The organism is Thermodesulfovibrio hydrogeniphilus (assembly GCF_054657355.1).
In genome coordinates this window covers 1,929,249-1,951,745 of the sequence record NZ_BAAHYW010000001.1, presented here as the reverse complement: position 1 = coordinate 1,951,745, position 22,497 = coordinate 1,929,249, and the positions used below count along the sequence as shown (strand labels likewise).

The 22,497-nt window shown below is 35.5% G+C and carries 24 protein-coding genes and 2 tRNA genes; 16 read left to right on the top strand and 10 right to left on the bottom strand.

Annotated features, from left to right (window positions below):
- Positions 1–268: 268 nt before the first annotated feature.
- Together ACYQ3P_RS09875 and ACYQ3P_RS09870 are read left to right on the top strand one after the other, a co-directional pair.
- Positions 269–342 (top strand) — tRNA-Arg (locus ACYQ3P_RS09875).
- A 3-nt stretch (positions 343–345) separates the two neighbouring features.
- Positions 346–418: transfer RNA gene (locus tag ACYQ3P_RS09870), tRNA-His, on the top strand.
- A 954-nt stretch (positions 419–1,372) separates the two neighbouring features.
- Here ACYQ3P_RS09870 and ACYQ3P_RS09865 read toward each other — a convergent pair.
- From ACYQ3P_RS09865 to ACYQ3P_RS09840, 6 genes are all read right to left on the bottom strand, one after another.
- Positions 1,373–1,822, bottom strand: coding sequence for an IS110 family transposase (locus ACYQ3P_RS09865; protein WP_460177726.1), 450 nt, complete (start codon positions 1,820–1,822; stop codon positions 1,373–1,375).
- Positions 1,767–1,988 carry a hypothetical protein gene (locus ACYQ3P_RS09860; protein WP_460177725.1) on the bottom strand — a complete coding sequence of 74 codons (222 nt, stop codon included), beginning with the start codon at positions 1,986–1,988 and terminating at the stop codon, positions 1,767–1,769. Before ACYQ3P_RS09860 ends, ACYQ3P_RS09865 begins: the two co-directional genes overlap by 56 nt.
- A gap of 529 nt (positions 1,989–2,517) precedes the next feature.
- Positions 2,518–2,802, bottom strand: a complete 285-nt coding sequence (gene extJ, locus ACYQ3P_RS09855; protein ID WP_460177724.1) for a selenite/tellurite reduction operon protein ExtJ — start codon at positions 2,800–2,802, stop codon at positions 2,518–2,520.
- A 52-nt stretch (positions 2,803–2,854) separates the two neighbouring features.
- Positions 2,855–3,841 carry an NrfD/PsrC family molybdoenzyme membrane anchor subunit gene (gene nrfD / locus ACYQ3P_RS09850; RefSeq protein WP_460177723.1) on the bottom strand — a complete coding sequence of 329 codons (987 nt, stop codon included), beginning with the start codon at positions 3,839–3,841 and terminating at the stop codon, positions 2,855–2,857.
- Positions 3,841–4,398, bottom strand: a complete 558-nt coding sequence (locus ACYQ3P_RS09845) for a 4Fe-4S dicluster domain-containing protein (RefSeq protein ID WP_460177722.1) — start codon at positions 4,396–4,398, stop codon at positions 3,841–3,843. Before ACYQ3P_RS09845 ends, nrfD begins: the two co-directional genes overlap by 1 nt.
- Before the next feature lies 1 nt (position 4,399).
- Positions 4,400–6,589, bottom strand: a complete 2,190-nt coding sequence (locus ACYQ3P_RS09840; protein WP_460177721.1) for a molybdopterin-containing oxidoreductase family protein — start codon at positions 6,587–6,589, stop codon at positions 4,400–4,402.
- A gap of 128 nt (positions 6,590–6,717) precedes the next feature.
- Between ACYQ3P_RS09840 and ACYQ3P_RS09835 the strand changes: the two genes are divergently transcribed.
- Genes ACYQ3P_RS09835 through ACYQ3P_RS09825 form a run of 3 tightly spaced genes read left to right on the top strand, consistent with a single transcriptional unit; the run spans position 6,718 to position 8,167 of the window.
- Complete coding sequence (locus tag ACYQ3P_RS09835; protein ID WP_460177720.1) at positions 6,718–7,158, top strand: QcrA and Rieske domain-containing protein; 441 nt, start codon at positions 6,718–6,720, stop codon at positions 7,156–7,158.
- On the top strand, positions 7,155–7,811 hold the full coding sequence (locus tag ACYQ3P_RS09830) for a cytochrome b N-terminal domain-containing protein (protein ID WP_460177719.1): 657 nt from the start codon (positions 7,155–7,157) through the stop codon (positions 7,809–7,811). The genes ACYQ3P_RS09835 and ACYQ3P_RS09830 overlap by 4 nt, the downstream gene beginning before the upstream one ends.
- On the top strand, positions 7,808–8,167 hold the full coding sequence (locus ACYQ3P_RS09825; protein WP_460177718.1) for a hypothetical protein: 360 nt from the start codon (positions 7,808–7,810) through the stop codon (positions 8,165–8,167). The genes ACYQ3P_RS09830 and ACYQ3P_RS09825 overlap by 4 nt, the downstream gene beginning before the upstream one ends.
- On the opposite strand, the gene ACYQ3P_RS09820 is transcribed toward ACYQ3P_RS09825, so the two are convergent.
- The 3 genes from ACYQ3P_RS09820 to ACYQ3P_RS09810 form a co-directional block, all read right to left on the bottom strand.
- Positions 8,136–10,052: a cytochrome c3 family protein gene (locus tag ACYQ3P_RS09820; protein ID WP_460177717.1), complete on the bottom strand. Its 1,917-nt coding sequence runs from the start codon at positions 10,050–10,052 to the stop codon at positions 8,136–8,138. The genes ACYQ3P_RS09825 and ACYQ3P_RS09820 overlap by 32 nt on opposite strands.
- Positions 10,053–10,548: 496 nt before the next feature.
- Positions 10,549–11,058 carry an AmmeMemoRadiSam system protein A gene (gene amrA, locus ACYQ3P_RS09815; protein ID WP_460177716.1) on the bottom strand — a complete coding sequence of 170 codons (510 nt, stop codon included), beginning with the start codon at positions 11,056–11,058 and terminating at the stop codon, positions 10,549–10,551.
- Positions 11,059–11,148: 90 nt separating this feature from the next.
- Complete coding sequence (locus ACYQ3P_RS09810) at positions 11,149–12,402, bottom strand: ISNCY family transposase (RefSeq protein WP_460177715.1); 1,254 nt, start codon at positions 12,400–12,402, stop codon at positions 11,149–11,151.
- A gap of 190 nt (positions 12,403–12,592) precedes the next feature.
- On the opposite strand from ACYQ3P_RS09810, the gene ACYQ3P_RS09805 reads away from it, so the two are divergent.
- The 11 genes from ACYQ3P_RS09805 (at position 12,593) to ACYQ3P_RS09755 (ending at position 21,629) form a co-directional block, all read left to right on the top strand.
- Positions 12,593–12,820, top strand: a complete 228-nt coding sequence (locus ACYQ3P_RS09805; protein ID WP_460177714.1) for a 4Fe-4S dicluster domain-containing protein — start codon at positions 12,593–12,595, stop codon at positions 12,818–12,820.
- A gap of 14 nt (positions 12,821–12,834) precedes the next feature.
- Complete coding sequence (locus ACYQ3P_RS09800; RefSeq protein ID WP_460177713.1) at positions 12,835–14,664, top strand: 4Fe-4S dicluster domain-containing protein; 1,830 nt, start codon at positions 12,835–12,837, stop codon at positions 14,662–14,664.
- A 12-nt stretch (positions 14,665–14,676) separates the two neighbouring features.
- Positions 14,677–14,901: a sulfurtransferase TusA family protein gene (locus tag ACYQ3P_RS09795; protein ID WP_460177712.1), complete on the top strand. Its 225-nt coding sequence runs from the start codon at positions 14,677–14,679 to the stop codon at positions 14,899–14,901.
- The gene (locus tag ACYQ3P_RS09790) at positions 14,883–16,121 is read left to right on the top strand and encodes an ABC transporter substrate-binding protein (RefSeq protein ID WP_460177711.1); all 1,239 of its coding nucleotides are present in this window, start codon (positions 14,883–14,885) and stop codon (positions 16,119–16,121) included. The genes ACYQ3P_RS09795 and ACYQ3P_RS09790 overlap by 19 nt, the downstream gene beginning before the upstream one ends.
- 2 nt (positions 16,122–16,123) lie before the next feature.
- Entirely contained in the window at positions 16,124–17,983 is a 1,860-nt protein-coding gene (locus ACYQ3P_RS09785) for a sensor histidine kinase (protein ID WP_460177710.1), read from the top strand.
- A complete protein-coding gene (locus ACYQ3P_RS09780) occupies positions 17,964–18,335 on the top strand; it encodes a response regulator (RefSeq protein ID WP_460177709.1) in 372 nt (123 codons plus the stop codon). The genes ACYQ3P_RS09785 and ACYQ3P_RS09780 overlap by 20 nt, the downstream gene beginning before the upstream one ends.
- Positions 18,335–18,895: a hydrolase gene (locus ACYQ3P_RS09775; protein WP_460177708.1), complete on the top strand. Its 561-nt coding sequence runs from the start codon at positions 18,335–18,337 to the stop codon at positions 18,893–18,895. Before ACYQ3P_RS09780 ends, ACYQ3P_RS09775 begins: the two co-directional genes overlap by 1 nt.
- Complete coding sequence (locus ACYQ3P_RS09770) at positions 18,892–19,542, top strand: histidinol phosphate phosphatase domain-containing protein (protein ID WP_460177707.1); 651 nt, start codon at positions 18,892–18,894, stop codon at positions 19,540–19,542. Before ACYQ3P_RS09775 ends, ACYQ3P_RS09770 begins: the two co-directional genes overlap by 4 nt.
- The gene (locus ACYQ3P_RS09765) at positions 19,539–20,168 is read left to right on the top strand and encodes a tetratricopeptide repeat protein (protein ID WP_460177706.1); all 630 of its coding nucleotides are present in this window, start codon (positions 19,539–19,541) and stop codon (positions 20,166–20,168) included. The genes ACYQ3P_RS09770 and ACYQ3P_RS09765 overlap by 4 nt, the downstream gene beginning before the upstream one ends.
- 219 nt (positions 20,169–20,387) lie before the next feature.
- Complete coding sequence (locus tag ACYQ3P_RS09760) at positions 20,388–20,546, top strand: hypothetical protein (protein ID WP_460177705.1); 159 nt, start codon at positions 20,388–20,390, stop codon at positions 20,544–20,546.
- 123 nt (positions 20,547–20,669) lie between these two features.
- On the top strand, positions 20,670–21,629 hold the full coding sequence (locus ACYQ3P_RS09755; RefSeq protein ID WP_460177704.1) for an IS1634 family transposase: 960 nt from the start codon (positions 20,670–20,672) through the stop codon (positions 21,627–21,629).
- A 54-nt stretch (positions 21,630–21,683) separates the two neighbouring features.
- Here ACYQ3P_RS09755 and ACYQ3P_RS09750 read toward each other — a convergent pair whose 3' ends face one another.
- Positions 21,684–22,481, bottom strand: a complete 798-nt coding sequence (locus ACYQ3P_RS09750) for an IS3 family transposase (RefSeq protein ID WP_460177703.1) — start codon at positions 22,479–22,481, stop codon at positions 21,684–21,686.
- Positions 22,482–22,497 lie beyond the last annotated feature (16 nt).

Below are 22,497 nucleotides of genomic sequence, written 5' to 3'. Positions count from 1 at the left end.
GGGCATCGCCATGCCTTCGGCTCGCGACAGGCTCATGCCCGAAGCAGTCTTGTCTTTTCACTTCTTGCGAAAAGATCTCTTTGCACGAAGTCGCGATGAATGAAACAATTTTCCATTAATCATTCACTATGCATCTCCCACAATTCACCAATTAGAGACTGCTTCGCATAGAGGAAAGGCTCGCAGTGACGAGTGTCTATCGCTATTTTTCGGGATTTCTACCAGATGTTGCAATAAAACAAGTAAAATTTTTAAAATATAATATCATGCGCCTGTAGCTCAGTCGGATAGAGCAACTGCCTTCTAAGCAGTGGGCCGGGGGTTCGAATCCCTCCAGGCGCGTTGGCGGATGTAGCTCAACGGTTAGAGCACTGGACTGTGGCTCCAGGTGCTGCGGGTTCGAGTCCCGTCATCCGCCCTTAACTTTCTCTGTCTGTCATTCCTTAGCGTGAAAATTTCGTGAAAATTAAAAAACTTTATCAATAGCTTTTCTTAAGCTTTCCACTGAATGGTGAGAGTATTTTGTGTTTAGTAGATAGCGTTTTATACCCTAAAAGCTTAGCAACAGTGTAAAGGTCTACTCTTTGTTGAACCAATCGGATTGCAGGTTGTGAAATCAGAATCCTTAATCCCTGCTCTTTGCAAGCATTAGAAAAGGCTCTAAAGACATTATGTCTATAAATTGGCTTGCCTTTACTGGTAGAGAAAACATAAAAAATAGTTAATAGTCTTTTTTCTCTGTATTTCCGACCATATCACTTAATTTTTGTAACTCATTTAAAAATAAACATTATTATTTTTAAAATCCTCATTTTTTGTATAACAACTTTTCTGTGAAGAGAATTTGAAGGAAATGTTTATATGAAAAAGTCTTCTATTGCAGTAAGATTTTCTGGAATTTTTGCCTTGAGTTTCCTCATCATAATCTTCTGTAATTCACTGAGTGACCTGCTCACATAAATAAAAGCGAAATCCATGCTAACCCTAAAAGAGTCTATCGTATTTATAAAATTCTTAGACTTCAGAGGCAGAAACCTCATAAAAACAAAAAGAGAATTATAGTAAAGAAGCCTCTCACAGAGCCTATATTTTGTAATCATGTCTGGACTATAGATTTCATGTTTGATGCTCTTGAAGACGGCAGGCGCATTAAAATCATGACGATTTATGAGCTACTGAGCAGGTCTTCTTTGTGTATTGAAGTAGGTTTTAGCATTTCCGCTAAGGTGGTTATAGAGGTCCTTATAGCAGTCTTGGAGGAAAATCGCCCTACAAGGTTTATAGGAATGGTTCGTAAATATTTTGTTACAAAGTTTGGGTGCACTATTTTTATAAAAAAGTTCGTATTTATAATTTTCCAAAAAAGGGCATATCAAAGCTTTATCTCTTCCCTATAACTGGCATATGCCAATTCTTCTAATTCCTCCTCCATCTTCTGTATTGTTTTCTCTGCATTTTTTATGAGCTTGTTATAATTTTCTATTACTGTATCTACCATTATCGGTTCATATGTTAATGCTTCTCTTTCACTCTTAAAAAGATTAAGATTTATATGCATCTTCTCAAGGTAAGTTAATAGTATCTTAATCCTATGCTGGAGTTCTGCCGATGGCTTAAATAATCTTATCTCTTCGCAAATCTCCACACACTCAGCTATCACTGCAGAGTCTATTTTGTCTGTCTTCGCTCTATTAAACTTTGCATCCGCAAGTTTCTTTGTCTGCAGCGGATTCAAAATTGCTACCTTATACCCTTGCTCATATAAGTCATGGGCTAATTTTAAATGATAAACCCCTGTATGGTTCCATAACAACCAGTACATCCTCTTTACAGCAGTAAGGTAACTCCTTTTTCAAAACCTTATACAACTGCTCTGCATCATTCTTTAGATTGAAAGAAGCTCTTTTACCTTTACCTCTTTCCCAGATTGTTACTGCTATGGTATCCTTTTCTAAATCTACTCCAACTATGAACTTCTCTTTTGTCATTTCTCTTCCTCCATTTGATTTTTTTGTTTTTCTTCCCTTATCCTATCATCGTGGGAACTCATTCAGGCTGTCTGAGCCTAATGTTCCGTTCAGGCTTAAGGGAAGGAAAAAGGTGGAAGACAACATTGCGAACGGTCTTTAAGACCTATGACAAATCGTCCTTGCCCACCTTCTTTCTTCCTTTTATTTTAACTTATCCCTGTTTAGTGTCCATATATTTATCATAAGACCGAAAAATAGAGATAGACACTCGTCACTGCGAGCCTCCCTGTTGCGAGCGATAGCGTGGCAATTTGGGGCGAAGCAGTCTTTCTCCCTTCTCGTCATTGCGACTCCGAGCGAAGCGAGGAGGAAGCAATCTTGCCTTTTCCCCTTCATAGAGATTGCTTCGCATCCTTCGGATGCTCGCAATGACAGCAAAAAATACTTAATTTTCAAATGGTTATGCCAATTATTGGATTTCTATCGCTATTTTTGGGATAAGATGAAAATATAAGGAGGAAGGAAAATCCTTCCTCCTTGTTAAAAATTAGCAACCTTCTACTGCTTTTTTCTTCTTTGGCTTTTCTTCTTTTTTGGTTTCCTCTTTCTTTACAACTCCGTCTTTAATTGTTACTTTGTCACCAACTTTAATACCCTTTGCGTCCTTCACTTCAACTGTAACTTCTTTGCCATCTGCCTGCTTTACTGTTACTTTGTTCCCTTCAATCTTTGTAACTGTTCCCTTTACCTCTTTGGCTTCAGCAGCAAATGAAGCAAAAGCAACACCGAATACAAATACGAATGCTACCAACAATGCAACTGCTTTTCTCATTTTAATTCACCCCCTTTCTTTTTGAGATTTCTTATTTCTTAATGAAGTTATATCAATATGCTCCAAGCTTTGTCAACTGTCCTGCATAAACTATTGCTGCTCTTAAAATCAGTGTTCCTGCTAAAACTAAAATAGCTGCAAAGTTCATTCTAAATATCTGCTCCTTTGTAAACTCACCGTGAAATCCATCCTCAAACTCCTTTAGCTCTCCAAGTTTAAGTCTTAGTGCAAGCGGTAGGAGTAAAAATATTGCTATCAGTGCCATTGTAAATATAAAATGTTCGCTTGTAAGGGAGAAGAATGGCTCTATTGCCTTCTTGTAAGGTGCTGTTGATGTATAAAGTCCGTAGAAAAACAGCATAATTACTACAAGCTCAGCAACAATTAACCATATGTCAATCTTGGTAAATAGAAATTTGATTTCAGGTTTATGTGCAATAATAACTATCATTGCAGCACCTGAGGAAAGGGCAGAAACTAAAAACAGAATTGGAAGTGTTGCATTGTTCCAAAGAGGAATAGCTGAGAAGGAGCTTAAAAGCACTCCAGTGTATATTCCCAAGAAAATTCCAAGTGCAAAATTCAATTTCGCAATGGGTCTCATCTTTGGTGCTAATTTTTCTGAGATTTTTATAAGTATTGGAAGCCTTAGTTTATATCTCTGCTCCTTAGGAATTACTGCAAACATATAAAGCGCATTTCCGAGAAGAACTGCAGGAACTCCCCAAGCACCCCAAGACATGAGTGACAATGGCTGAAATGTTGAGAAAAGCCAGAAAGAATTAAAGGGCCTTCCAAGATCAAGGAGTATAAATGGTGCACCAATTGCCAGTGATATAAAAGCAATAAAAGGGGCTTTAAAGCATTGTGCCAGCTCTTCAACTGGCTGTTTTGGAATTCTTAAATTTGCTATTGAGCACATAACAAGCATTCCAGCGGAAAGACCTCCAAGAAAAAGATAAATTACTATTCTCCAATCCCAAACTTCAAGGTAAGGAAAAGTTATCGCATTTGTTCCAGTTATGCTTAGCTCTATCATCACATACCTCCTGCAAATTTCTTTTTTATGTAAAATACTCTCGGTTTTGTTCCGGCAAACTCAAGCCTTACTGAGGCATCATATTTCTTTAGAAGTTCTGCTACCTCAGAGTTTGGTTCATCAAGGTCTCCAAATATTCTTGATTTTCCTAAACATGTCTCAACGCAAGCAGGTTTTTTGCCTTCTTTAATTCTGTGTTCACAGAATGTGCATTTGTCAGCATAACCTTTTGGATGCGAATATCTTGCATCATAGGGACATGCTAAAATGCAGGCTTTGCAACCAATGCATTTAATTTTATCAATCTGAACAGTGCCATCCTTTGCTCTGTAAGACGCTCTTGTAGGACAAGCATCTATGCATGGAGCATTTTCACAGTGATTACAAAGTTCGCTTCTTAGCTCCATTCTCAGGTGCGGAAATTCACCTCTTACTTCCTCCACTACTCTGGTTCTATAATGTTCAGCAGGTACATCATTTTCTTTTTTACAGGTTATAACACATGCCATACAGCCAATGCACCTTTCAACATCTATAACCATAACATATCTTGGCATATCAGACCTCCTTTGTGACTTTGACAAAGTTTACTCTCATTCCAACAGTGCCTGAAATTGGATCAATTGCGTATCTTGTTATCAATTGCTGGTCATCAGCTCCCCTTAAATATGCCTTGCGAAGCATTTTAGATGTAGAACCAAATCCATGAACCATATAAATACAGTCTGGACGGATTCTTTCAGTCACTTTTGCTCTTACTTTATTGCTTTTTACTCCATCTTGATTAACCAAAACAATATAGTCTCCGTTCTTAAGACCCTTCCTCTTTGCTACCTTTGCGTTAATCCAAGCAACATTTTCTTCCATCAATTCCCAAAGGGATGGATTATTGGTTGTTCTTGAGAATGTATGAACAGGCGCTCTTCCGTAAATTAGCCTAAACCATCCTTCAGGTGGTTGCTCATGCTTTGTATATTTTGGGACGGGGTCAAAGCCGTGTTCTTTCAATTCTTTGCTGTAAAGCTCAATTTTACCTGAGGGAGTCTTAAATTTGAAGTCCTCACCGGGCTGTATATATGGTTTTTCAGACTCTGGGAAGTTTATATATCCATTTTTTGCAAGCTCTGAATAATCAATTCCCCACACCTCTGCTTTGTGCTTCAAAAATTCTTCAAATGTATTCCATGAGAAATAACGCTCAAGTCCAAGTCTTTTGCCAAGTTCTTTTGCAATCCACCATCCCGGTTTTGTGTCATACATGGGCTGGACAACTGGTTGCCGGATTGATATCCCCAATGCTCTTTCTTTAACAACAAAAAAGTCATCATGACGTTCAAGATATGTACATTCTGGTAAAACAACATCAGCAAGCATTACTCCATCATAGGGCATCATGTCAACCGCAACAAGTAAATCTAACTTTTGAACAGCCTTCAGAGTATCCCTCTGATTTGGCATAGCTTTCATTATGTTTGTCCCTGTTGTAAACCATGCTTTGATTGGATAAGGCTCCTCAGTCAAAGTAGCTTTGACAATTGCATGAGTTACACCTTCTTCTCCTGCAAATGGATAGTTTCCTTTGTTTAATGCTGGCTTGTGGTCAGGATAGTCTTCCTCAGAGAGAAAAACAGGCTCAAACTTTTTCTTTGGATTCAAATATATTCCTCCGGGTCTTCCATAAGCACCTAAAAGTGCAGTGAGTATTGCAACTGCCCTCTGTCTTTGCACATTGTCTCCATACCAAGAGGTATGTCTTCCCGGATGAATTAAAACCGAAGGCTTATTTTTACCTAACACTCTTGCTGTTTCAACGATAATAGATGCAGGAATGTCAGTCTCCTTTTCAGCCCAATCTGGAGTGTATTCTTTAACAGCCTGAACTACTTCATTAAAGCCTGTTGTATACCTTGCAACATAATCCTTATCGTAAAGTCCTTCGTTAATAATTACATTGCACCAAGCAAGCAAAAGAGCTAAATCAGTTGCAGGCTTAATTGGAAGCCAATACTTTGCTTTACCAGCAGCAGTTGAAAAGCGAGGGTCAACAACAATCAATGTTGCTCCTTTGCCTATGGCTTCTGCAAACTCCTGACATTGTGAATTGTGAGCATTTTCACCGAGATGACTTCCAATGAGAACTATTGCTTTGCTGTTTTGTAAATCCAATCTTTCAGGATTTCCAACATCCTCTCCAAAGGTCACTTCAAAGGCAACTCCCCTTGCGCCACGACAAAGCGCAAAGGAAGGCATTGCAAAGTTTGGCGAGCCATAGGCTTGAAGCAGATGCATAAAATAAGTTGAAATTGTTCCATGTGTTAAAAGCGCAATTGATTCAGCTCCATATTTTTCCTTTATTTTTTGCATCTTATCTGCCACATAACCTAAAGCCTCATCCCAAGATGCTTTTTTGAATTTTGCCTCTCCACGAGCTCCAGTATTAATAAGCGGAGTTTTTAATCTGTCTGGGTCATACAAAAGTCCTATACCTCCATGACCTCTGGCACAAAGCTTTCCCCTTGAGTTTGGATGAAGGGGATTGCCATCAAGCTTTACAATCTTTCCATCAACTACCTTTGCAATAACACCACATCGCCAAAAACACATCTCGCATGTTGTTGGAATGTATTGAGGAAGAGAAACAGGTTTCTTTCCAAGAGCCATGACAGACTTAATTGCAGGTGCGCTTGCTGCCAATGCTCCAGCAGTTACTGCTCCAATTTTGAGGAAGTCTCTTCGGGTAATACTCATACCCTCACCCCCTTTATTTTGCTTTGATAATATTAATACTACAAAAAAATTTATAATTTGTCAAGAGTTGTTTTCAATAGCCGATGGGGGTATAACTTTAAAGTTGTCTATTGTAGTAGAATAAAATAATGAATTCACGGAGGCTATTTTTAAAAAATCTTATAAAGCTATTCTTTTTACTCGCTGCAGTCTTTTTATCAATATTTGGCTTTTTTACTTTAAAGCCATCAAGACCCAAGAAAAAAGAATACAGCTATCATGAAATCCCAGAAGAGAAAATTCCAATGGAGGGGGTAAAGAGGATTGAGATAAAAATTGAAAACTTTGAAAAACCTATAAAAATCTTTCTCGTCAATACAGGAAATGGAGTCATTGCCCTTTCGCCAGTTTGCACCCATCTTGGCTGTTTTGTGAATTTTGACAGATTTTCAAATGAATTTGTATGTCCATGTCATGGTGGAAGATATGACATTTATGGAAATGTATTGTCTGGTCCCCCAAAAAATCCTCTGCAAAGGCTTCCTGTTAAAATAGAAAACAATAAACTTTTTGTAGGATTTAAAATATGAAATTGATTTTAAGAATAATTGACTGGTTTCTTGATAGATTTAGGCTGAAGTCTGCCCATCGTGGCATTTTTGAAAGGGATATTCCTGAAAGAATTAATTATTTTTACTGCTTTGGCGGAATTGCATTTACAGCTTTTTTAACATGCCTTGTATCTGGCTTATTTCTCTCTGTTCATTATGTGCCATCTGAAAAAGAGGCTTATCAAAGTATTATAAGGATTCACGAAGAGGTTTATCTTGGAAAGCTTACAAGAGGTGTTCACAAGTGGTCAGCAAATGTTTTGATTGTTAGCATGATTATTCATTCAATAAGAGTTTTCATTACAAAAAGCTATCGCCCACCAAGAGAACTTAATTGGATAGTTGGTGTGCTTCTTCTCTTTATTGTTATGCTTGAGGGCTTTACAGGATATCTTCTTCCTTGGGATCAAAAGGCATACTGGGCAACAGTTGTAGGAACAAACATAGCTGGAAGCATTCCTTTTGTTGGAGAAAGCATTTTACTGCTAATAAGAGGAGGATACGAGGTAAGCGGAGCTACTCTCTCAAGATTTTACAGCTTCCATGTTTTGTGGTTTCCTTTGATAATTTTTTTGCTTCTATGGGCTCACTTTCACATGATAAAAAAACTTGGAATATCTAAACCGCTATGAAGAAAAAATTTTATCCCGACTATTTAATTGAAATTTTATTTTTTGCACTGCTTACTTTTGAGCTAATTCTAATTCTTGCATTTGTTTTTCCTCCTACTATCGGAAAAGAAATAGATTTTTTATCAGCATATCAGCCAAGACCTGAATGGTATTATCTTTGGATTTTTTGGCTTTTAAGATTTTTCTCAACAGATACAGTTTTTATAGGCGGAGTTTTAATACCTCTTATGGGTATAGGATTTTTAATTTTAGTTCCTTTGCTTGATTTAAAAATAGGCTGGCGATTGACTGCACTGATTGGACTGATTTTTTTCCTAATTTTTATTATTGGAACAGTTTGGGAAGCTTTATTTTGATTTGCTCATCAGGATTGTGAATAACTATTCCTTTTAAAGTTTTTATCTCTTTACTATGCGATTTTATTTTGCTTTCCAATTTCTTAATCTCTGAGACATTTTCTTTGTAAAGTTTCTCATATTTCTTGTATTTCTTCTCATCAACCCTTATACTAAAATCTCCTACAACAAACCATTTATCTTTAAGGTAAATCCATGATGCAAATTCTGAAATTTCATATCCCTGCAAAACTTTAATCTCCGTGTGCCAAAAATCTTGAATCCTTAAGCCTTTTTCATCTGCAACAATTTTATATCCACCTTCAAAAGGTTCTGCTCCTTGAGTATCTTCATATCTCCATCGGGAGGCAGAAATCTGGCTTTTTCTGTGACAATCCCTGCAATTCCTTGCCTTTCCAATTGGATGTGAAACTTCTTCAATCTGAAGCCAAAGTAAATGCTTATTTGCTGATGGTAGTCCATCAAATGTTCCTATTATGGCATACATATCTTTTGTTTCAGCATTTTGCCATCTAAACTTTATACCAGTTGGAGCAACATCTTTTGAAATATGACCAACTGAATGGGGAAAAATTTTTACAGGAAACCAAATTCCTCTTTGGTCCTTCATCAAAATCAAAGGCTTCTGAAATCCATAATAAAGCGAATATTTTTTAAAAAGCGTTGGCTTTTCTCCAATATATCCTTTACCCCACACAGTTATCTGATATCCTCCTGCTTCTGATACATGACAGGCAGTGCATGTAAGATTTTTATGAATTGATTTTGAATGGGCTTTTTCAATATCAACATGGCAATCTCCACATGCTGCTTTTCTCTGCATATCTCCCATTCCTTTTTTACCTGTTGGATGACATTCAATACAGTGAATTCCCTTAGTAAAGTGAACATCTGGCTGTCTTCCCTGTGGAATAGAGTAAAATTTACCTATGTATGTCTCTCCTCTTCTTGAATGAGCTGAACCAGTGTGACAAACAGAGTTTCCTCTTCCTCTTCCCATGCAGGAGTATGAGTCAGGCACTTTGATAAATTTATGGGATTTATTTTTCTCTGGTGCATAATGGCAGTCAAGACAACCTGCATGACATACATTGCAAAGCCTCTGTCTTCTCATTGCATCTTCATTTGTAAATTCAACATTATACTCTTTTCTCAGCTTTTCAGTGTTTGTAAAATCAAATCCTGCTTTCCTTAATATCTCCTCAGGTGGAAGGTCTGCAAAAGATGGTCCGCAGTTGTGTGGTCCGTATGGTTCAAGCCAAGTTCTCATTGTTCTTTGTCTGAAGTTTATTCCCATGATAGTGGTTTTAAATTGCCTAAGCTCTTCAGTATGACATCCTCTTTTTCCACATGTTTTCTCTGCAATTTTAGGGTCAAAGTTAAGGCTTAAAGGGTCTCTGTCATGCCAGAGAATGTTTCTTATTTTGTGATGCAAAATTAACTCTCCATCTTCTACTTCTTTAGGCAAAAGTTCAAAAAGAGAATTCTCTCCCATTGGCTCTATCTTATTAAGTTCTTTATCTTTTTCCGAATAAATTTTTTTTCTTTCAACAGGTTCTGCATCTTCAGTTAAAAAAATTGGCTTAAGCATACCTTTATGGGCTTTTTCTTTGTCCCAAGCTCTTCCATTACCAAGATGGCAATCTCTGCAAAATACAGTTTTATGACCTGTCTGCTCTCTTACCTCCTGCAAAGTTACATAAAATTGTGGATAGCCAAGCTCTTGCATTTTTTCCTTTGAGCCATGACATTCAATGCAGCTTTCTGAGGAGTCCATGTAGTAGTTGTATCCCAAATAACCAATGATAAGTATAAACTGAAGGATAAATATTGTTACTGTTAAAGGCTTTGCCAAATCACTGATTTTTCCGAGTTTGAAGGACATTAAAAATTATAACACAATATAAAAACCTACTTTGATTATTACTGAACAGATAGAAATCTAAAAATTGCTAATAAATTTAGCGTTTTTTTATAGAGAATCTTTGTTCACTTGAGGCTGCTTCGCCTCCTTCGGAGGCTCGCAGTGACGTGTTGAATGAAGGATTGCAGTGAAGATGTTAATCGGGGATTTGCAGTTACAAATTGGTGGATTTCAGCTATCGCACGCAACAGGTGCAGTGACATTATGGGGTATAAAAAGCAAGATTACTTCTTCGCGGAGACTGTCGCAAGCCTAAGGCGTGGAGACTCCTCGCAATTAAGCACTACACCATCATTGCTTCGGCATCCGCAAGGGTGCCGAAGCAATCTCTCATCTCTATCTATGGAAAAGGCGAGATTGCTTTGCTCATAATGACAAGTAAAAAGATTGGAATGATATTTAAGATTGTTTATTTTTTTGAAGAAAAATACAGCTATATTTAAAATATTGGCTAAATTTACTTATATCGCTCTACGGTGAATTTATAAATTTCAACATCAGAGTCAAAGGGATTAATTCCAGCCTTGAGTTTCGCAATTCTTAATTGCTCATCAACTGTATCCACACCTTCAATATCAGGAAGAAGCAATCCCTTTTGCCAGCCTTTAACAACTATTACCCCGTATTTTTTAGGATCAAGTTCATCAAGGCTTTTAACAGGCTCTGGCGGATTGAGAATATCAACAGAATATTCCAGTTCATCAAGTTCAGTTGGATGCACAGGAGGAAAGCGAGGGTCTTGAGTTGCTGCAGCAATCGCATTCCGCACTATCTCAGTATATATGTTCTCTGTAGTTGGTAAAAATGTTCCAATGCACCCTCTTAATTGTTTTCTCTTTTTTATAGAGACAAAAACACCAGCCTTTCTTTTCATGTCCTCTGGAATTTCCTTTGGAACAGAAGGCATCTTACCTGTTTTAAAATATTCTTCAATTGTCTTTTTTGCCAACTCTACATAGGGATGCATGATTAAGTATAACAGAAGTGTTAATATCCTTTCAAAATTGTTATTACTAAAGTCAAGTCACACTTTATTACTACATTAAAATGTCACATTTTATTTTAAGCTTCTCCTCCAAGGGTGATTAGCTGCAGGTTTATATTTCTTCTTTTCCTTCTGCTCTCTCTGTTCCTCTATATAAGTCCTGAGATTTAAAATCTCTTCTTTCTCTTTAAGTCTCTCTTTTTCTGTCTTATCTAATCCTTTTATTTCTGAATATCCTATACGTTTGCCTTCCCATAATATCTCCATTCTACCGTCTCTAAGTTCACAAACCTCTACCCATTTGCCTGCAAGGCTCTTAATTCCCTTTACAGGAAGTATCTGATAAACTCCTCCACAGTATCTTAATGTGTTGTCTTTGTTCACTTTTCTTGGATGTTTTATTGAAAAGACAAGGGCAAGGTCTTTTTCTGTAGCCACGGGCATATAAAGACTCTCTACAGAAAGAGTGTATCTACTGTTACTCCATGTAAGAAATTCCTCTTTGAGAAACTTGTTAGCCTCATCATAATCCCTTATACCACTTAATCTCATCTCCTTAATAAGCCTGTCCTGAAAAAATCTAAACTTACGTTCAACTCTTCCTTTTGCCTGCGGAGTATTTGCATTGATTAGTTTAATCCCCAATTCATTTAATGCTCTTGCAATCTGGGTTTCTTTATGTTGTACTTCAACATGATAGTGAAGTCCTCCATGCCTTGTTATCCTAAAGTGAGAGGCTTTATCAGTGTATAAAGCCATAAAGACACCTCTTTGCTCTATATATGCTCTTATTACTGACATATTTGCCCATACTGTCTCAGATGGATGAAACTCAGCATACACAAATCCATCTGCATCATCTATCATTGCTACAAGCCACCATTGCTGCCCAATACCTTCAATCCACCTATGTTGAGATGAATCCATCTGCACAAGCATTCCTGCCTTAGGCATCCTTCTTCTCCTTCGGTATACTTTTCTTTTCTTCTTAGGTTCATGTAACCCTTCCTGTATCAATATCTTTCTTATACTTTCATAGCTTAAGTTAATGTCATGAACATCCTTAAGTTTATCCTTAAAGTGAAGTATGTTGAAATCCCAGTACAAGGACTTTCTCAAGCTTATGATCTCATCCTTGACGGAAGAGTCAATCTTTAGGGCTGTGGGTGGCTCAGGTATTTTCCTTAAAAATCCCTCAAAACCCTGAAACTTGAACCTCTCCTTTAGCCTTAAAACCTGTCTGTAACTCAACCCTAATATCTCCTGAGCTTGTTTAAGGGTTAAAAAGCCTGATAAGACTTGATTCATTACTTCAAACCTCTTCAACTCTTCCTCCGTAAAAATGTATTTTTTTCTCCATAAAACCTCCTTCCTTTAGATTGCTTGCCTAAAAGAAGGAGGTTAACATATATGTGACATTTCAATTTAGTAAAAACAGATGACATTTTAATATAGTAACCACAAATATCCTTTCAAAATTTGACTTATTTTGCAGGTATCAGTTAGAATTCAAACTATGCAGACAAAAATTAAAAAGGGATATATTGAGATTGATACAGAAAGATGCAAAGGTTGTAAATATTGTTTAATGACTTGTCCAAAGGGCTGCATAGAAATATCTTCAGACTTTAATTCCTTAGGCTACTTTCCTGCATACTTTGCTAAGCCAGAAAATTGCATTGGCTGCGCAATGTGCGCAGTTGTTTGTCCTGAAATTGCAATTGAGGTTTTTGTAGAAGAATAAATTGAGGTTTATTATTGCGCATTGGTGCAATTTTTTGTGATTGTGCAGGACAAATCTCTGATTTAATTGATTTTGAGGAGCTTAAGAGCTTAATTCCAAAAGAAATTGATTGGCTTGAAAGATTTGAACTTGCCTGTTCTGAGGAAACAGAAAAAGAAATTATAAATTTGCTCTCAAGCAGGCGTCCTCAAGGTTTAATAATTCTTGCCTGTTCACCCCACAACAAAGGCTCAGTTTTTCATGAAATTGCCAAAAAAGCCGGAATTAATCCATATATGGTTAATTTTGTAAACTTGAGAGAACAGGTTTCTTGGGTAACAAAGAATAAAAAACAAGCTACATTAAAAGCGTTAGCTCTTTTAAATACTCAACTTAAAAGGCTAAAATTGCAGAGCCCTCTTTTTGATATAGAAATTCCTGTCTCAGAAAATATAATTGTTATTGGCGGAGGAATTGCAGGACTTACTGCAGCAAAAACTCTTTCAAAGGCTGGAAAAAAAGTTTATCTTATAGAGAAATCCCATGTCTTAGGTGGAAAAGTAGCAAAGTATGAGAAACTTTTTCCAGATTTAAGTTGTGCTCCATGTTTTCTTCATCCAGTTGTTGAAGAGGTTTTACAAAGCAATGTTCATTTGAGACTTAATTCAGAATTAATAGATTTAAAAGGTTATTACGGAAACATTTACGCAGAAATTCTGAGAAAACCTACATTTGTTGAAATAAACAAATGCATTGGCTGCTCTGCCTGTGAAGAGGTTTGTCCTGAAGGAGCAATTAAAGTTGAAAAATTAGGATTTCCTCAAGTTGCAAAAATAGAGCCCGATAAATGTCTTTATTTTAAAGGGAAAGAGTGTAATTTATGCATTAAAGAATGTCCAGTTGAAGGAGCAATAAATTTTGATGATAGAGAGACAAGGGAAAAGTTAAATGCGTCTTTGGTGCTTTGGGCAACAGGATTTAGAATTTTTGATTGCAGAGAGATTCCAAATCTTGGCTATGGAAAGTTCAAAGATGTATATAATTCACTTGAGTTTGAGGAAATTTTAAATTCTGAGGGACCAACAGCTGGAGAAATTCTAACAGAGACTGGAGAGTATCCTCAAACTGTAGCAATTATTCATTGTGTTGGAAGCCTTGATGAAAAATATAATCCCTACTGCAGTAAAATATGCTGTCAGTATGCATTAAAGTTTAATAGAATTTTAAGACAGCTGATTCCAGAATTAAAAATTATACATTTTGTAAAAGAAATTGTACTTCCCGGCACAAAAGCTTATGAGCTTTATTTAAAGACTAAAAAAGACCCTATGGTTGAGATTGTAAGATATGAAAATATTGAAAGCATTAGTGTTATTAAACAAGAAAGCCAACTTTATTTGAAGAAGGACAGCAAAGAGTATCCTTCAGATATAATTGTTTTATGTCCTGCAATTGTCTTTGGAGAAACTTTTCCAGAAGAAAACACAGGAATTATTTTAACTGGCTCTGTTAAGGAAGCAATGACTGTTGAGGAGGCTATAACAGACTCTTTATCAGTTTGCGGTAAAATTTTATCTGAACTTCATGAAGGTAAGATTTTAAGAGCTCCAACAATTGCTAAAATAGATTATAATATATGCAGTCGTTGCGGAATATGTATTTCACAATGTCCTTATAAAGCTATTGAGATTGACATTGATAAGCATAAAGCTATTGAGATTGACATTGATAAGCCAAAAATTATAGAAACATTATGCGAAGGCTGTGGCATATGTGTAGCATCATGTCCTTCAAAAGCAATGGAGCTTGAAGGATTTACATTTGAGCAGATATTAGCTGAAATAGAGGGAATACTTGATGTTTGAGGAGGTTAGACAATGGCTGTAATAGTTTTTGATGCTCGTGGACTTAAATGCCCCCAACCAACAATTCAGATGACAATCAAAGCTTTAAAGATGAAAAAGGGTGACATTCTTGAAGTAATTGCAGACTGCCCAACTTTTGAAAATGATGTAAAGAATTGGTGCAGAAGAAATAATAAAACGCTTTTATGGATAAGGAATGAAGGAAATGGTGTAAAAAGATGTCAGGTTCAGTTTTAATAAAAGTTTTAATTTTTTTAATTTTCTTAATTCCTTCCTTTGTCAAAGCTCAAGAAAATGATAGCATTGTTCTTGGAATGTCTGCTGCTTTTAAAGGACCAACACGAGGCTTAGGAATAGAGCTTTACAGAGGAGCAATGGCGTATTTCAATTTTATTAATGAAAACGGTGGAATTCATGGTAAAAAGATTATCATTAAAGCCTATGATGATGGTTACAATCCCATCCCATGCATTAAGAATACAATAAAACTTATTGAAGAAGACAAAGTATTTGCCCTTTTTAACTATGTTGGAACTCCTACTGTTACAAGAATTTTACCTATTTTAAAAAGCAACGCTGATAAAAACATTTATCTTTTCTTTCCATTTACAGGTGCAATGCCCCACAGAACACCTCCTTATGCTGAATATGTTTTTAATCTAAGAGCTTCATATGAGCAGGAAACAGGAGGTTTGGTTGAGCACTTTTTAAGCATTGGTAGAAAAAAAATAGGAATATTTTATCAAGCTGATGCATATGGTAGAAGCGGATGGAATGGTGTAAGAAAAACTCTGGCAAAATATGGACTTAAAATAGTTGCTGAAGCAACATATAAAAGGGGCGCAAAATACAGTGACAGTTTTGTGAAACAAGCTCAGGTTTTAAAGAATGCAGGAGTGGATGCAATAATATCAGTCGGTGCGTATGCTGCTTGTGCTGGTTTTATAAGAGATGTAAGGAATATGGGATGGGATGTTCCAATTGCAAATGTATCCTTTGTAGGAAGTGAATTTATGATAAATCTTCTTATTGAAGAGGAGAAAAAAACAGGAAGGTCATATACAAAAAATTTAATTTTCTCTCAAGTTGTTCCAAGTTATGAAGATACAACTTTAAAAGCAGTAAGGGAGTACAGAAATTTAATGGATAAATACAATCCCATGCCACCTGCAGAACTTATGGAACAAGATTACAACCCTCTAAAATACAGCTTTGTAAGTTTTGAAGGTTTTTTAAATGCAAAAGTAATGGTAGAAATATTAAAAAGAATGGGAAAAGAGCTAAAAAGAGAAAAAATAAAAGACACAGTTGAATCATTGAAAAATATAGACATAGGAATTGATGAAAAATTAAACTTCTTAAAAAATAAACATCAAGCACTTGATAAAATTTACTATACAACCTACAAAAATGGAAAATTTATGCCAATGGGTGATTGGAGTGAGTGGAAAAAATGAGGATGTCTAAGCTCTTCCAGAGAACTCTTTTTGGAATAATCTTTCTTTTTGCAATTCTTTTTTTCACAATAAGTATATTTTCAGGATGGCATCTTTACAAAAATCTTATAGAAGAATACAAATCAAAGGGAACAGCCATTGCAAGTAGTATTGCATCTTCCTCAGTTGAGACAATTTTAAATCTTGACTCCGCAACTGTTCAAGCAATGATAGACCAATTTCTTGAGATAGAGGGAGTTTCCTATGTTTTTGTTATAGACTCCTCAGGAGAAATAATCTCACATACCTTTGTTCCATCCATTCCAGAAGAAGTATTAGAGCTTGCTAAAACACATAAATCAGGAATTAAAGAAGTCAACATTGAGGGAATTGGAGAATTTCTTGACATAGTATCTCCAATTACAGAAGGAGCTATTGGTTTTGTGCATGTTGGAATGAACAAAGCGAACATAAATAAAAAAATGTGGGCAGTTCTTACAAAACAATTAGGACTTCTTTTCGGAATATTTCTTTTTACTATTTTTTTGGCATACTTTATGGTAAACAAAATATCTCAACCACTTAATGAATTAACTGATTATGCAAAAAAATTACTAAATCATGATTTTACAGCAACAGTTAATATTAAATCTAAGGATGAAATCGGACTTTTAGCTAATACACTTCAGTCAATGGCAAACAATATCAATGAAGTATTTGACAAATATGAATCAGCCCTTAAGGATGCTGTTGTTGAACTTCAAGATACCCTTGCCTATCTAACCACAATAATTGATAACATGGCAGATGGACTCATAGTTGTTGACAAGGACGGAGTAATTAATCATATTAATTCTGCTGCTTCAGAAATGTTTGGACTTACAGAACATGAAATGATTGGTAAAAACATAGAAATATTGGGTGAAAACTTTGCCAAATTAGTTACTAAATCTTTAAATATAGAAGAGATTGTCTCCGCTGAAGTTCCTCTTACAAAAAACAGAATTGGAAAGGCTGTTGCAAAGAGCATAAAAAAAGAGTATTTTGCAGAGGATTCTGAGGCAAGGGGAATTCTTGGTGCAGTTATTTTAATAAGAGATATAACACAGGAGAAGGAAGTTGACAGACTCAAGACTGAATTTATAACCGTAGTTAGCCATGAACTTAGAACACCGCTTACTTCAATACTTGGATTTGTTGAAATGATAGAGAGAAAGTTTAAAGATACTGTAATACCTGCAATCAAAGAGAAGGATGGAAAAATATCAAAAGTACTTGAAAAAATTAATAGAAATTTTGCAATAGTCCGTTCAGAGGGTGAAAGAATAACTTCTCTTATAAATGACATACTTGACATATCAAAGCTTGAATCAGGAACAGTCCGATGGAATTTTGAAGAAATTTTAATAGAAGATGTAATAAATGATGCATACAAAGCTCTTTCATCAATATTTGAACCAAAAGGACTGCCCTTTAAACAAAACATTCAACATGAACTTCCTAAAATTTATGCTGACAAAGAAAGACTTATTCAAGTAATGATTAATCTTCTCTCAAATGCATTAAAATTTACTGAAAAAGGATACATAGGATGCAGTGCAACTTTAAGAGAAAATGAAATACTTGTAAGTGTTGAGGATACAGGAATTGGAATTCCAGAAAGTGAAATAGCTAAAATATTTGAAAAGTTTAAACAAGCAGGAGATATTTTGAAAAATAAACCAAAAGGAACAGGGCTTGGACTTCCTATTTCTAAACAAATTATAGAGGCACATGGAGGAAAAATCTGGGTTGAAAGTCAGGTCGGCAAAGGAAGCATATTTTATTTCACAATCCCTTTAAGAAAAAAGGAGGATATAAAAGATGAAAATATTGATAGTTGATGATGAGGTAATTATAAGAGAGTTTATGAGACAGATAATAGAAGAAATAGAAGAAGAATTTGAAATTCTTGAGGCTTCAGATGGAGAAGAAGGACTTGAGCTTATCAGAAAAGAAAAACCTGACATAGTTTTTCTTGATATTATGATGCCAAAACTTGATGGCTTTGAGATATGTAGAATCCTTAAAAAAGAGCCTCCAGCTTGGGACTTAAAGATAGTGATGCTTACAGCTAAAGGACAAGAAATAGATAAAAAAACTGCAAAAGAACTTGGAGTGAAATGGTATGTTACAAAACCCTTTAAGATTGATGATATAATAAAACTTTTAAAGGATTTATTGGAGGTTAAATAATGTCTACTGAAAAATTTTATATTGAACCTGAAAATTCAGTTCTTGTAATTGTTGATTTTCAGGAAAAGCTTGCAAAGGCAATGAAGGAAGATGTGCTTGAAAGCACTTTTAAAAATATCATAAAACTTATTCATCTTGCAAAGACTTTTTCAATTCCTATAATCCTTACAGAGCAATATCCAAAGGGATTGGGAGGCACTTTAAAAGAAATAAAGAATTTGGTTGATGTAGAGCCAATTGAAAAGCTTCATTTCAGTTGTGTGGGAGAGGAAAAATTTTTGCAATCCTTAAAAAGTCTTAACAGAAACAAAGTAATTGTCACAGGTATGGAAACCCATGTATGTGTTTGGCAAACAGTTCTTGATTTTATAATGCGAGATTACAGTGTTTTTGTACCAAATGATGCAGTTTGCAGTCGCAGAAAGCAGGACTGGAAAACAGGACTGGAGCTCATTAGGGATGCAGGAGCAGTAGTTACATGCACAGAAACAATAATATTTCAAATACTTAAGAAAGCAGGAACCGCTGAGTTTAAAAAAATGCTGGAGTTTTTAAAATGATAGACCTTCATATTCACAGTGTTTTTAGTGATGGAGAGCTAATTCCTGCAGAAATAATAAGAAGAGCAGAAGCTATAGGTTACAAGGCATTGGCAATAACAGATCACGGTGACCAGTCAAACATTGACTTAATAATTCCAAGAATTGTAAAAGTCTGCAGAGCCATTCAGCCTTACACAAAAGTTTTTTTACTTCCCGGAATTGAACTTACTCATGTTCCACCTGAAAGCATTCCCGAGCTTTCAAAGGAGGCAAGAAAGCTTGGAGCAAAGATTGTAGTTGTCCACGGTGAAACTCTTGTTGAGCCTGTAAAAGAAGGAACAAATGCTATAGCAGTTCAATCAGACATTGACATTCTTGCCCATCCCGGATTAATTACAGAGGAAGAAGTAAAAGAAGCCTCACAAAGGGGAATATATCTTGAAATAACAGCAAGAAAAGGTCATAGCTTAAGTAACGGTCATGTTGCAAAGCTTGCCCTTAAGTATTCAGCAAAACTTGCAATAAACACAGATACCCATTCTCCGGGAGATTTAATTTCAAATGAGTTTGCTTGTAAAATATTAAAAGGTGCAGGACTTACAGATGCTGAAGTCAGTCAGGTTTTTAAAAATATGGAAGAAATTGTAAGGAGGAAGACTTCATGAAAAATGTTGAACATGTAGAAACATTTAAGGAAAAATTATTTGCCCAGAAGAAAAATCTTCTGAAAGCTCTTTTAATATTTGGTGTTTCTGTTGTTTTAATTTTAGGTTTTTATATCTATAAAATTAAACAAGAAAGTGATGCAAAGGAGCTTGAATATCAGGCATATCAGTATTATTTTGGATTTGTAAAAAATGTATCAGCTGAGCAAAGATTTTCTAAGGCTGCTCAGCTATTTACAGAGGCTTACGGCAAAAAGAAAAATCTAACATATCTTTTAAATGCAGGCTACGCATATGAGGCTTCAGGGCAAAAGGACAAAGCAATTGAGATTTTAAATAAAGTTGCATCAAGCAATGACCCTTACTTTACAAATCTTGCAAAAGTAAAAATAGCAATGACTTATCTAAAAAACAATGAACAGGACAAAGCAATTCAGGTTTTAAATGAAATAATAAATGGCAATTCAGATACTTTAAAAGATTTTGCACTCTTTCAGCTTGCAAAGATTTATGAAAAAGACAATAAAGAACAAGCCCAAAAATATTATGATACTCTTGTTAATAAATATCCTGCTTCACCATTTACAGCTTTGGTAAAAACTTCTCCAGAGCAGAAAGAAAAATAAGCTTGTTTACTTTTTGACTTTTTTGTGTGATACTTTTTTAACTGAAGAACTCTTGTCTTTCTTTGTTGATTGTTTTTTTGAAGATTTGGTTTTTTTACTTATTTTCCTCCCGACTTTGTCAGTTGAAGCCCCAAAAATTGATTTTTAAACTCATAACCCATTGAAAATACTACATCTCATTTTTTATTTCCATTTTTTGTTGTATAACTTTTTTAAATCATGTTTCTGAAAGTTGTAAAATCAGCGCAAGGTATTCCCTATGTCTATGTGGTAGAGGGATACAGGGATGATGATGGGAAGGTAAAGCATAAGTATCTTTTCACCCAACTTCATCAATTTTCAGCCTTTAAAAATATCAAAAGCTTTATAATTCAATAAGTTATATCTTTTTTCATTCAATTTTGTAGTCTAATCTAACTTTATTATTTTTGCTTATTTATTCCATTAAATATTGACTTTTTTGTCTAATTTTTGTATACTAATATAAAAAAGGAGGTAACTATGTTCGTAAAAGAATCTTGGTCAACAAAAAAAGGTAAAAAATACAAAACCTACGAAATATCTAAAGCTTACAGAGACAAAAAAACTAAAAAGGTTAGGCATGAAAAAATTGCCAATATCACTCACTTAGGTGAGCCTCTTATTTCCAAAATAAGGCAACTGCTTAAGTCACCTGAGAAAAAGGTTGTAGTGGACAAAGACAAGTTTTTTGAGGATGCAACTTCAGTAGGGCATATACTGTTACTGTTAGGATTTATGATGAAGATAGGATTTCTGGGATGGTTAAGGCATTTTCCAAAGAAAGTAAGAGATTTGCTTTTGGCAGTAGTGCTTAACAGGATAATAGAGCCAAGGAGTAAGTATGCATCAGTGGGATGGATACGAAGAAGTGGTTTTATGGAACTGTTTGATTTAAGGGAAGAGGATATGCATGTAAATGAGATATACAGGGCAATGGACAAGTTGTATGAGAAGATGGATAATGTGTTAGATGATTTTTATAAGACGGGAGCACAAGGGACAAAGTTGTTGCTTTATGATATTACCTCAGTATACTTTGAGGGTCAAGGACCTCTGGGGCTTGCAAGATATGGATACTCAAGGGATGGGAAGCCCGATAAAAAGCAAGTATTGTTGTGTTTATGTTTGAACGAGAATAAATTTCCAGTGCATTTTGATGTTATAGAAGGCAACATATCAGATAAGGAGACAGTAAAGGGACTAATAAGTCAGTTAAAGAAGAGATACGACATCAAGGAGGCAGTATTTATAGGAGACAGGGGGATGGTGACATTACAGAATATAGAGTATCTTGAGAGAGAGGGGATAAACTACATATTAGCGATGAGATTTAGGGAAGCAAAGAAAATGGTAGTGCAGAAGGGTATACAGTTAGATATATTTCAGAAGGAGTTGCCAGTGACCATCTATGATATGCCCCCATTTTTTGGAACAGAATAAATACGAACATATAGCCTTTCATAAAATATGCACCCAAATACTGGAACAACATATTTACGAACTATTACTAAAGACCTCCGAAGGCATCTTGTTGCAGATACCGCTATGAGGTCTTTCTGTATTATAGAACTTCCTGTACTCATCTATCACCTTTCTTGCTTGCATTAGAGTCTCAAACAGGTTTCTACTAAGGCATTCCTCCCTGAGCTTACCATTGAAGCTTTCCAGAGCTCCATTTTGCCATGGACTTGCTTTTTCAATAAACTCATGCCTTATGCCATATCTCTGGATAAACTTCTCAAAAATAATGCTTCTGAACTCAGAACCCTGGTCAGTCCTGATAACCCTCGGTATCCCATAAACATTGATACATCTTTCAATAACCTCTATAACCATATTAGCAGTAATGCTAAAACCTACCTCAATACCAACACAAAACCTGCTCATAAGGTCTTCAATCGTCATTATCTTAATAAGTCTTCTGTCTGTAAGACTGTCAAAAAGAAAATCTATAGCCCAGACATGATTGCAAAACCGGGGCTGTGTAAGAGGCATATGAACAGAAATCAGTCTTTTATTTTTACGAGGTTTTTGCCTCTGAAGATTAAGTGTTTTATAGATTCTGTAGACTTTTTTATGATTGACATGGTGACCAGCTCTTTTTATAACCATATGAATTCGTCTGTAGCCATAGAATGTATATTTAAAGGCTATATCTTTTATCATTTCTGTAAGAGCCATATCTTTTTCAGCCTTACAAGAAGAGTAATAAAGGGTACTGAGTGGTATTTCAAGTATCTCAGCTGTTTTTCTTACATTTATACCGCTTTGAATCATATGTTTAGCAATCACTCTCCTTTCGTTTATT

Bases quoted from the DNA above. Each gene is read 5' to 3' on its own strand.
- ACYQ3P_RS09830 (WP_460177719.1), top strand. From the start codon at position 7,155: ATGAAATTGATTTTAAGAATAATTGACTGGTTTCTTGATAGATTTAGG.
- ACYQ3P_RS09775 (WP_460177708.1), top strand. From the start codon at position 18,335: ATGTCTACTGAAAAATTTTATATTGAACCTGAAAATTCAGTTCTTGTA.
- ACYQ3P_RS09820 (WP_460177717.1), bottom strand. From the start codon at position 10,052: ATGTCCTTCAAACTCGGAAAAATCAGTGATTTGGCAAAGCCTTTAACA.
- ACYQ3P_RS09760 (WP_460177705.1), top strand. From the start codon at position 20,388: ATGTTTCTGAAAGTTGTAAAATCAGCGCAAGGTATTCCCTATGTCTAT.
- ACYQ3P_RS09790 (WP_460177711.1), top strand. From the start codon at position 14,883: ATGTCAGGTTCAGTTTTAATAAAAGTTTTAATTTTTTTAATTTTCTTA.
- amrA (WP_460177716.1), bottom strand. From the start codon at position 11,058: ATGCATCCCTATGTAGAGTTGGCAAAAAAGACAATTGAAGAATATTTT.
- ACYQ3P_RS09765 (WP_460177706.1), top strand. From the start codon at position 19,539: ATGAAAAATGTTGAACATGTAGAAACATTTAAGGAAAAATTATTTGCC.
- nrfD (WP_460177723.1), bottom strand. From the start codon at position 3,841: ATGATAGAGCTAAGCATAACTGGAACAAATGCGATAACTTTTCCTTAC.
- ACYQ3P_RS09865 (WP_460177726.1), bottom strand. From the start codon at position 1,822: ATGTACTGGTTGTTATGGAACCATACAGGGGTTTATCATTTAAAATTA.
- ACYQ3P_RS09755 (WP_460177704.1), top strand. From the start codon at position 20,670: ATGTTCGTAAAAGAATCTTGGTCAACAAAAAAAGGTAAAAAATACAAA.
- ACYQ3P_RS09805 (WP_460177714.1), top strand. From the start codon at position 12,593: ATGCAGACAAAAATTAAAAAGGGATATATTGAGATTGATACAGAAAGA.
- ACYQ3P_RS09860 (WP_460177725.1), bottom strand. From the start codon at position 1,988: ATGACAAAAGAGAAGTTCATAGTTGGAGTAGATTTAGAAAAGGATACC.
- ACYQ3P_RS09795 (WP_460177712.1), top strand. From the start codon at position 14,677: ATGGCTGTAATAGTTTTTGATGCTCGTGGACTTAAATGCCCCCAACCA.
- ACYQ3P_RS09840 (WP_460177721.1), bottom strand. From the start codon at position 6,589: ATGAGTATTACCCGAAGAGACTTCCTCAAAATTGGAGCAGTAACTGCT.
- ACYQ3P_RS09835 (WP_460177720.1), top strand. From the start codon at position 6,718: ATGAATTCACGGAGGCTATTTTTAAAAAATCTTATAAAGCTATTCTTT.
- ACYQ3P_RS09845 (WP_460177722.1), bottom strand. From the start codon at position 4,398: ATGCCAAGATATGTTATGGTTATAGATGTTGAAAGGTGCATTGGCTGT.
- ACYQ3P_RS09785 (WP_460177710.1), top strand. From the start codon at position 16,124: ATGTCTAAGCTCTTCCAGAGAACTCTTTTTGGAATAATCTTTCTTTTT.
- ACYQ3P_RS09770 (WP_460177707.1), top strand. From the start codon at position 18,892: ATGATAGACCTTCATATTCACAGTGTTTTTAGTGATGGAGAGCTAATT.
- extJ (WP_460177724.1), bottom strand. From the start codon at position 2,802: ATGAGAAAAGCAGTTGCATTGTTGGTAGCATTCGTATTTGTATTCGGT.
- ACYQ3P_RS09825 (WP_460177718.1), top strand. From the start codon at position 7,808: ATGAAGAAAAAATTTTATCCCGACTATTTAATTGAAATTTTATTTTTT.
- ACYQ3P_RS09780 (WP_460177709.1), top strand. From the start codon at position 17,964: ATGAAAATATTGATAGTTGATGATGAGGTAATTATAAGAGAGTTTATG.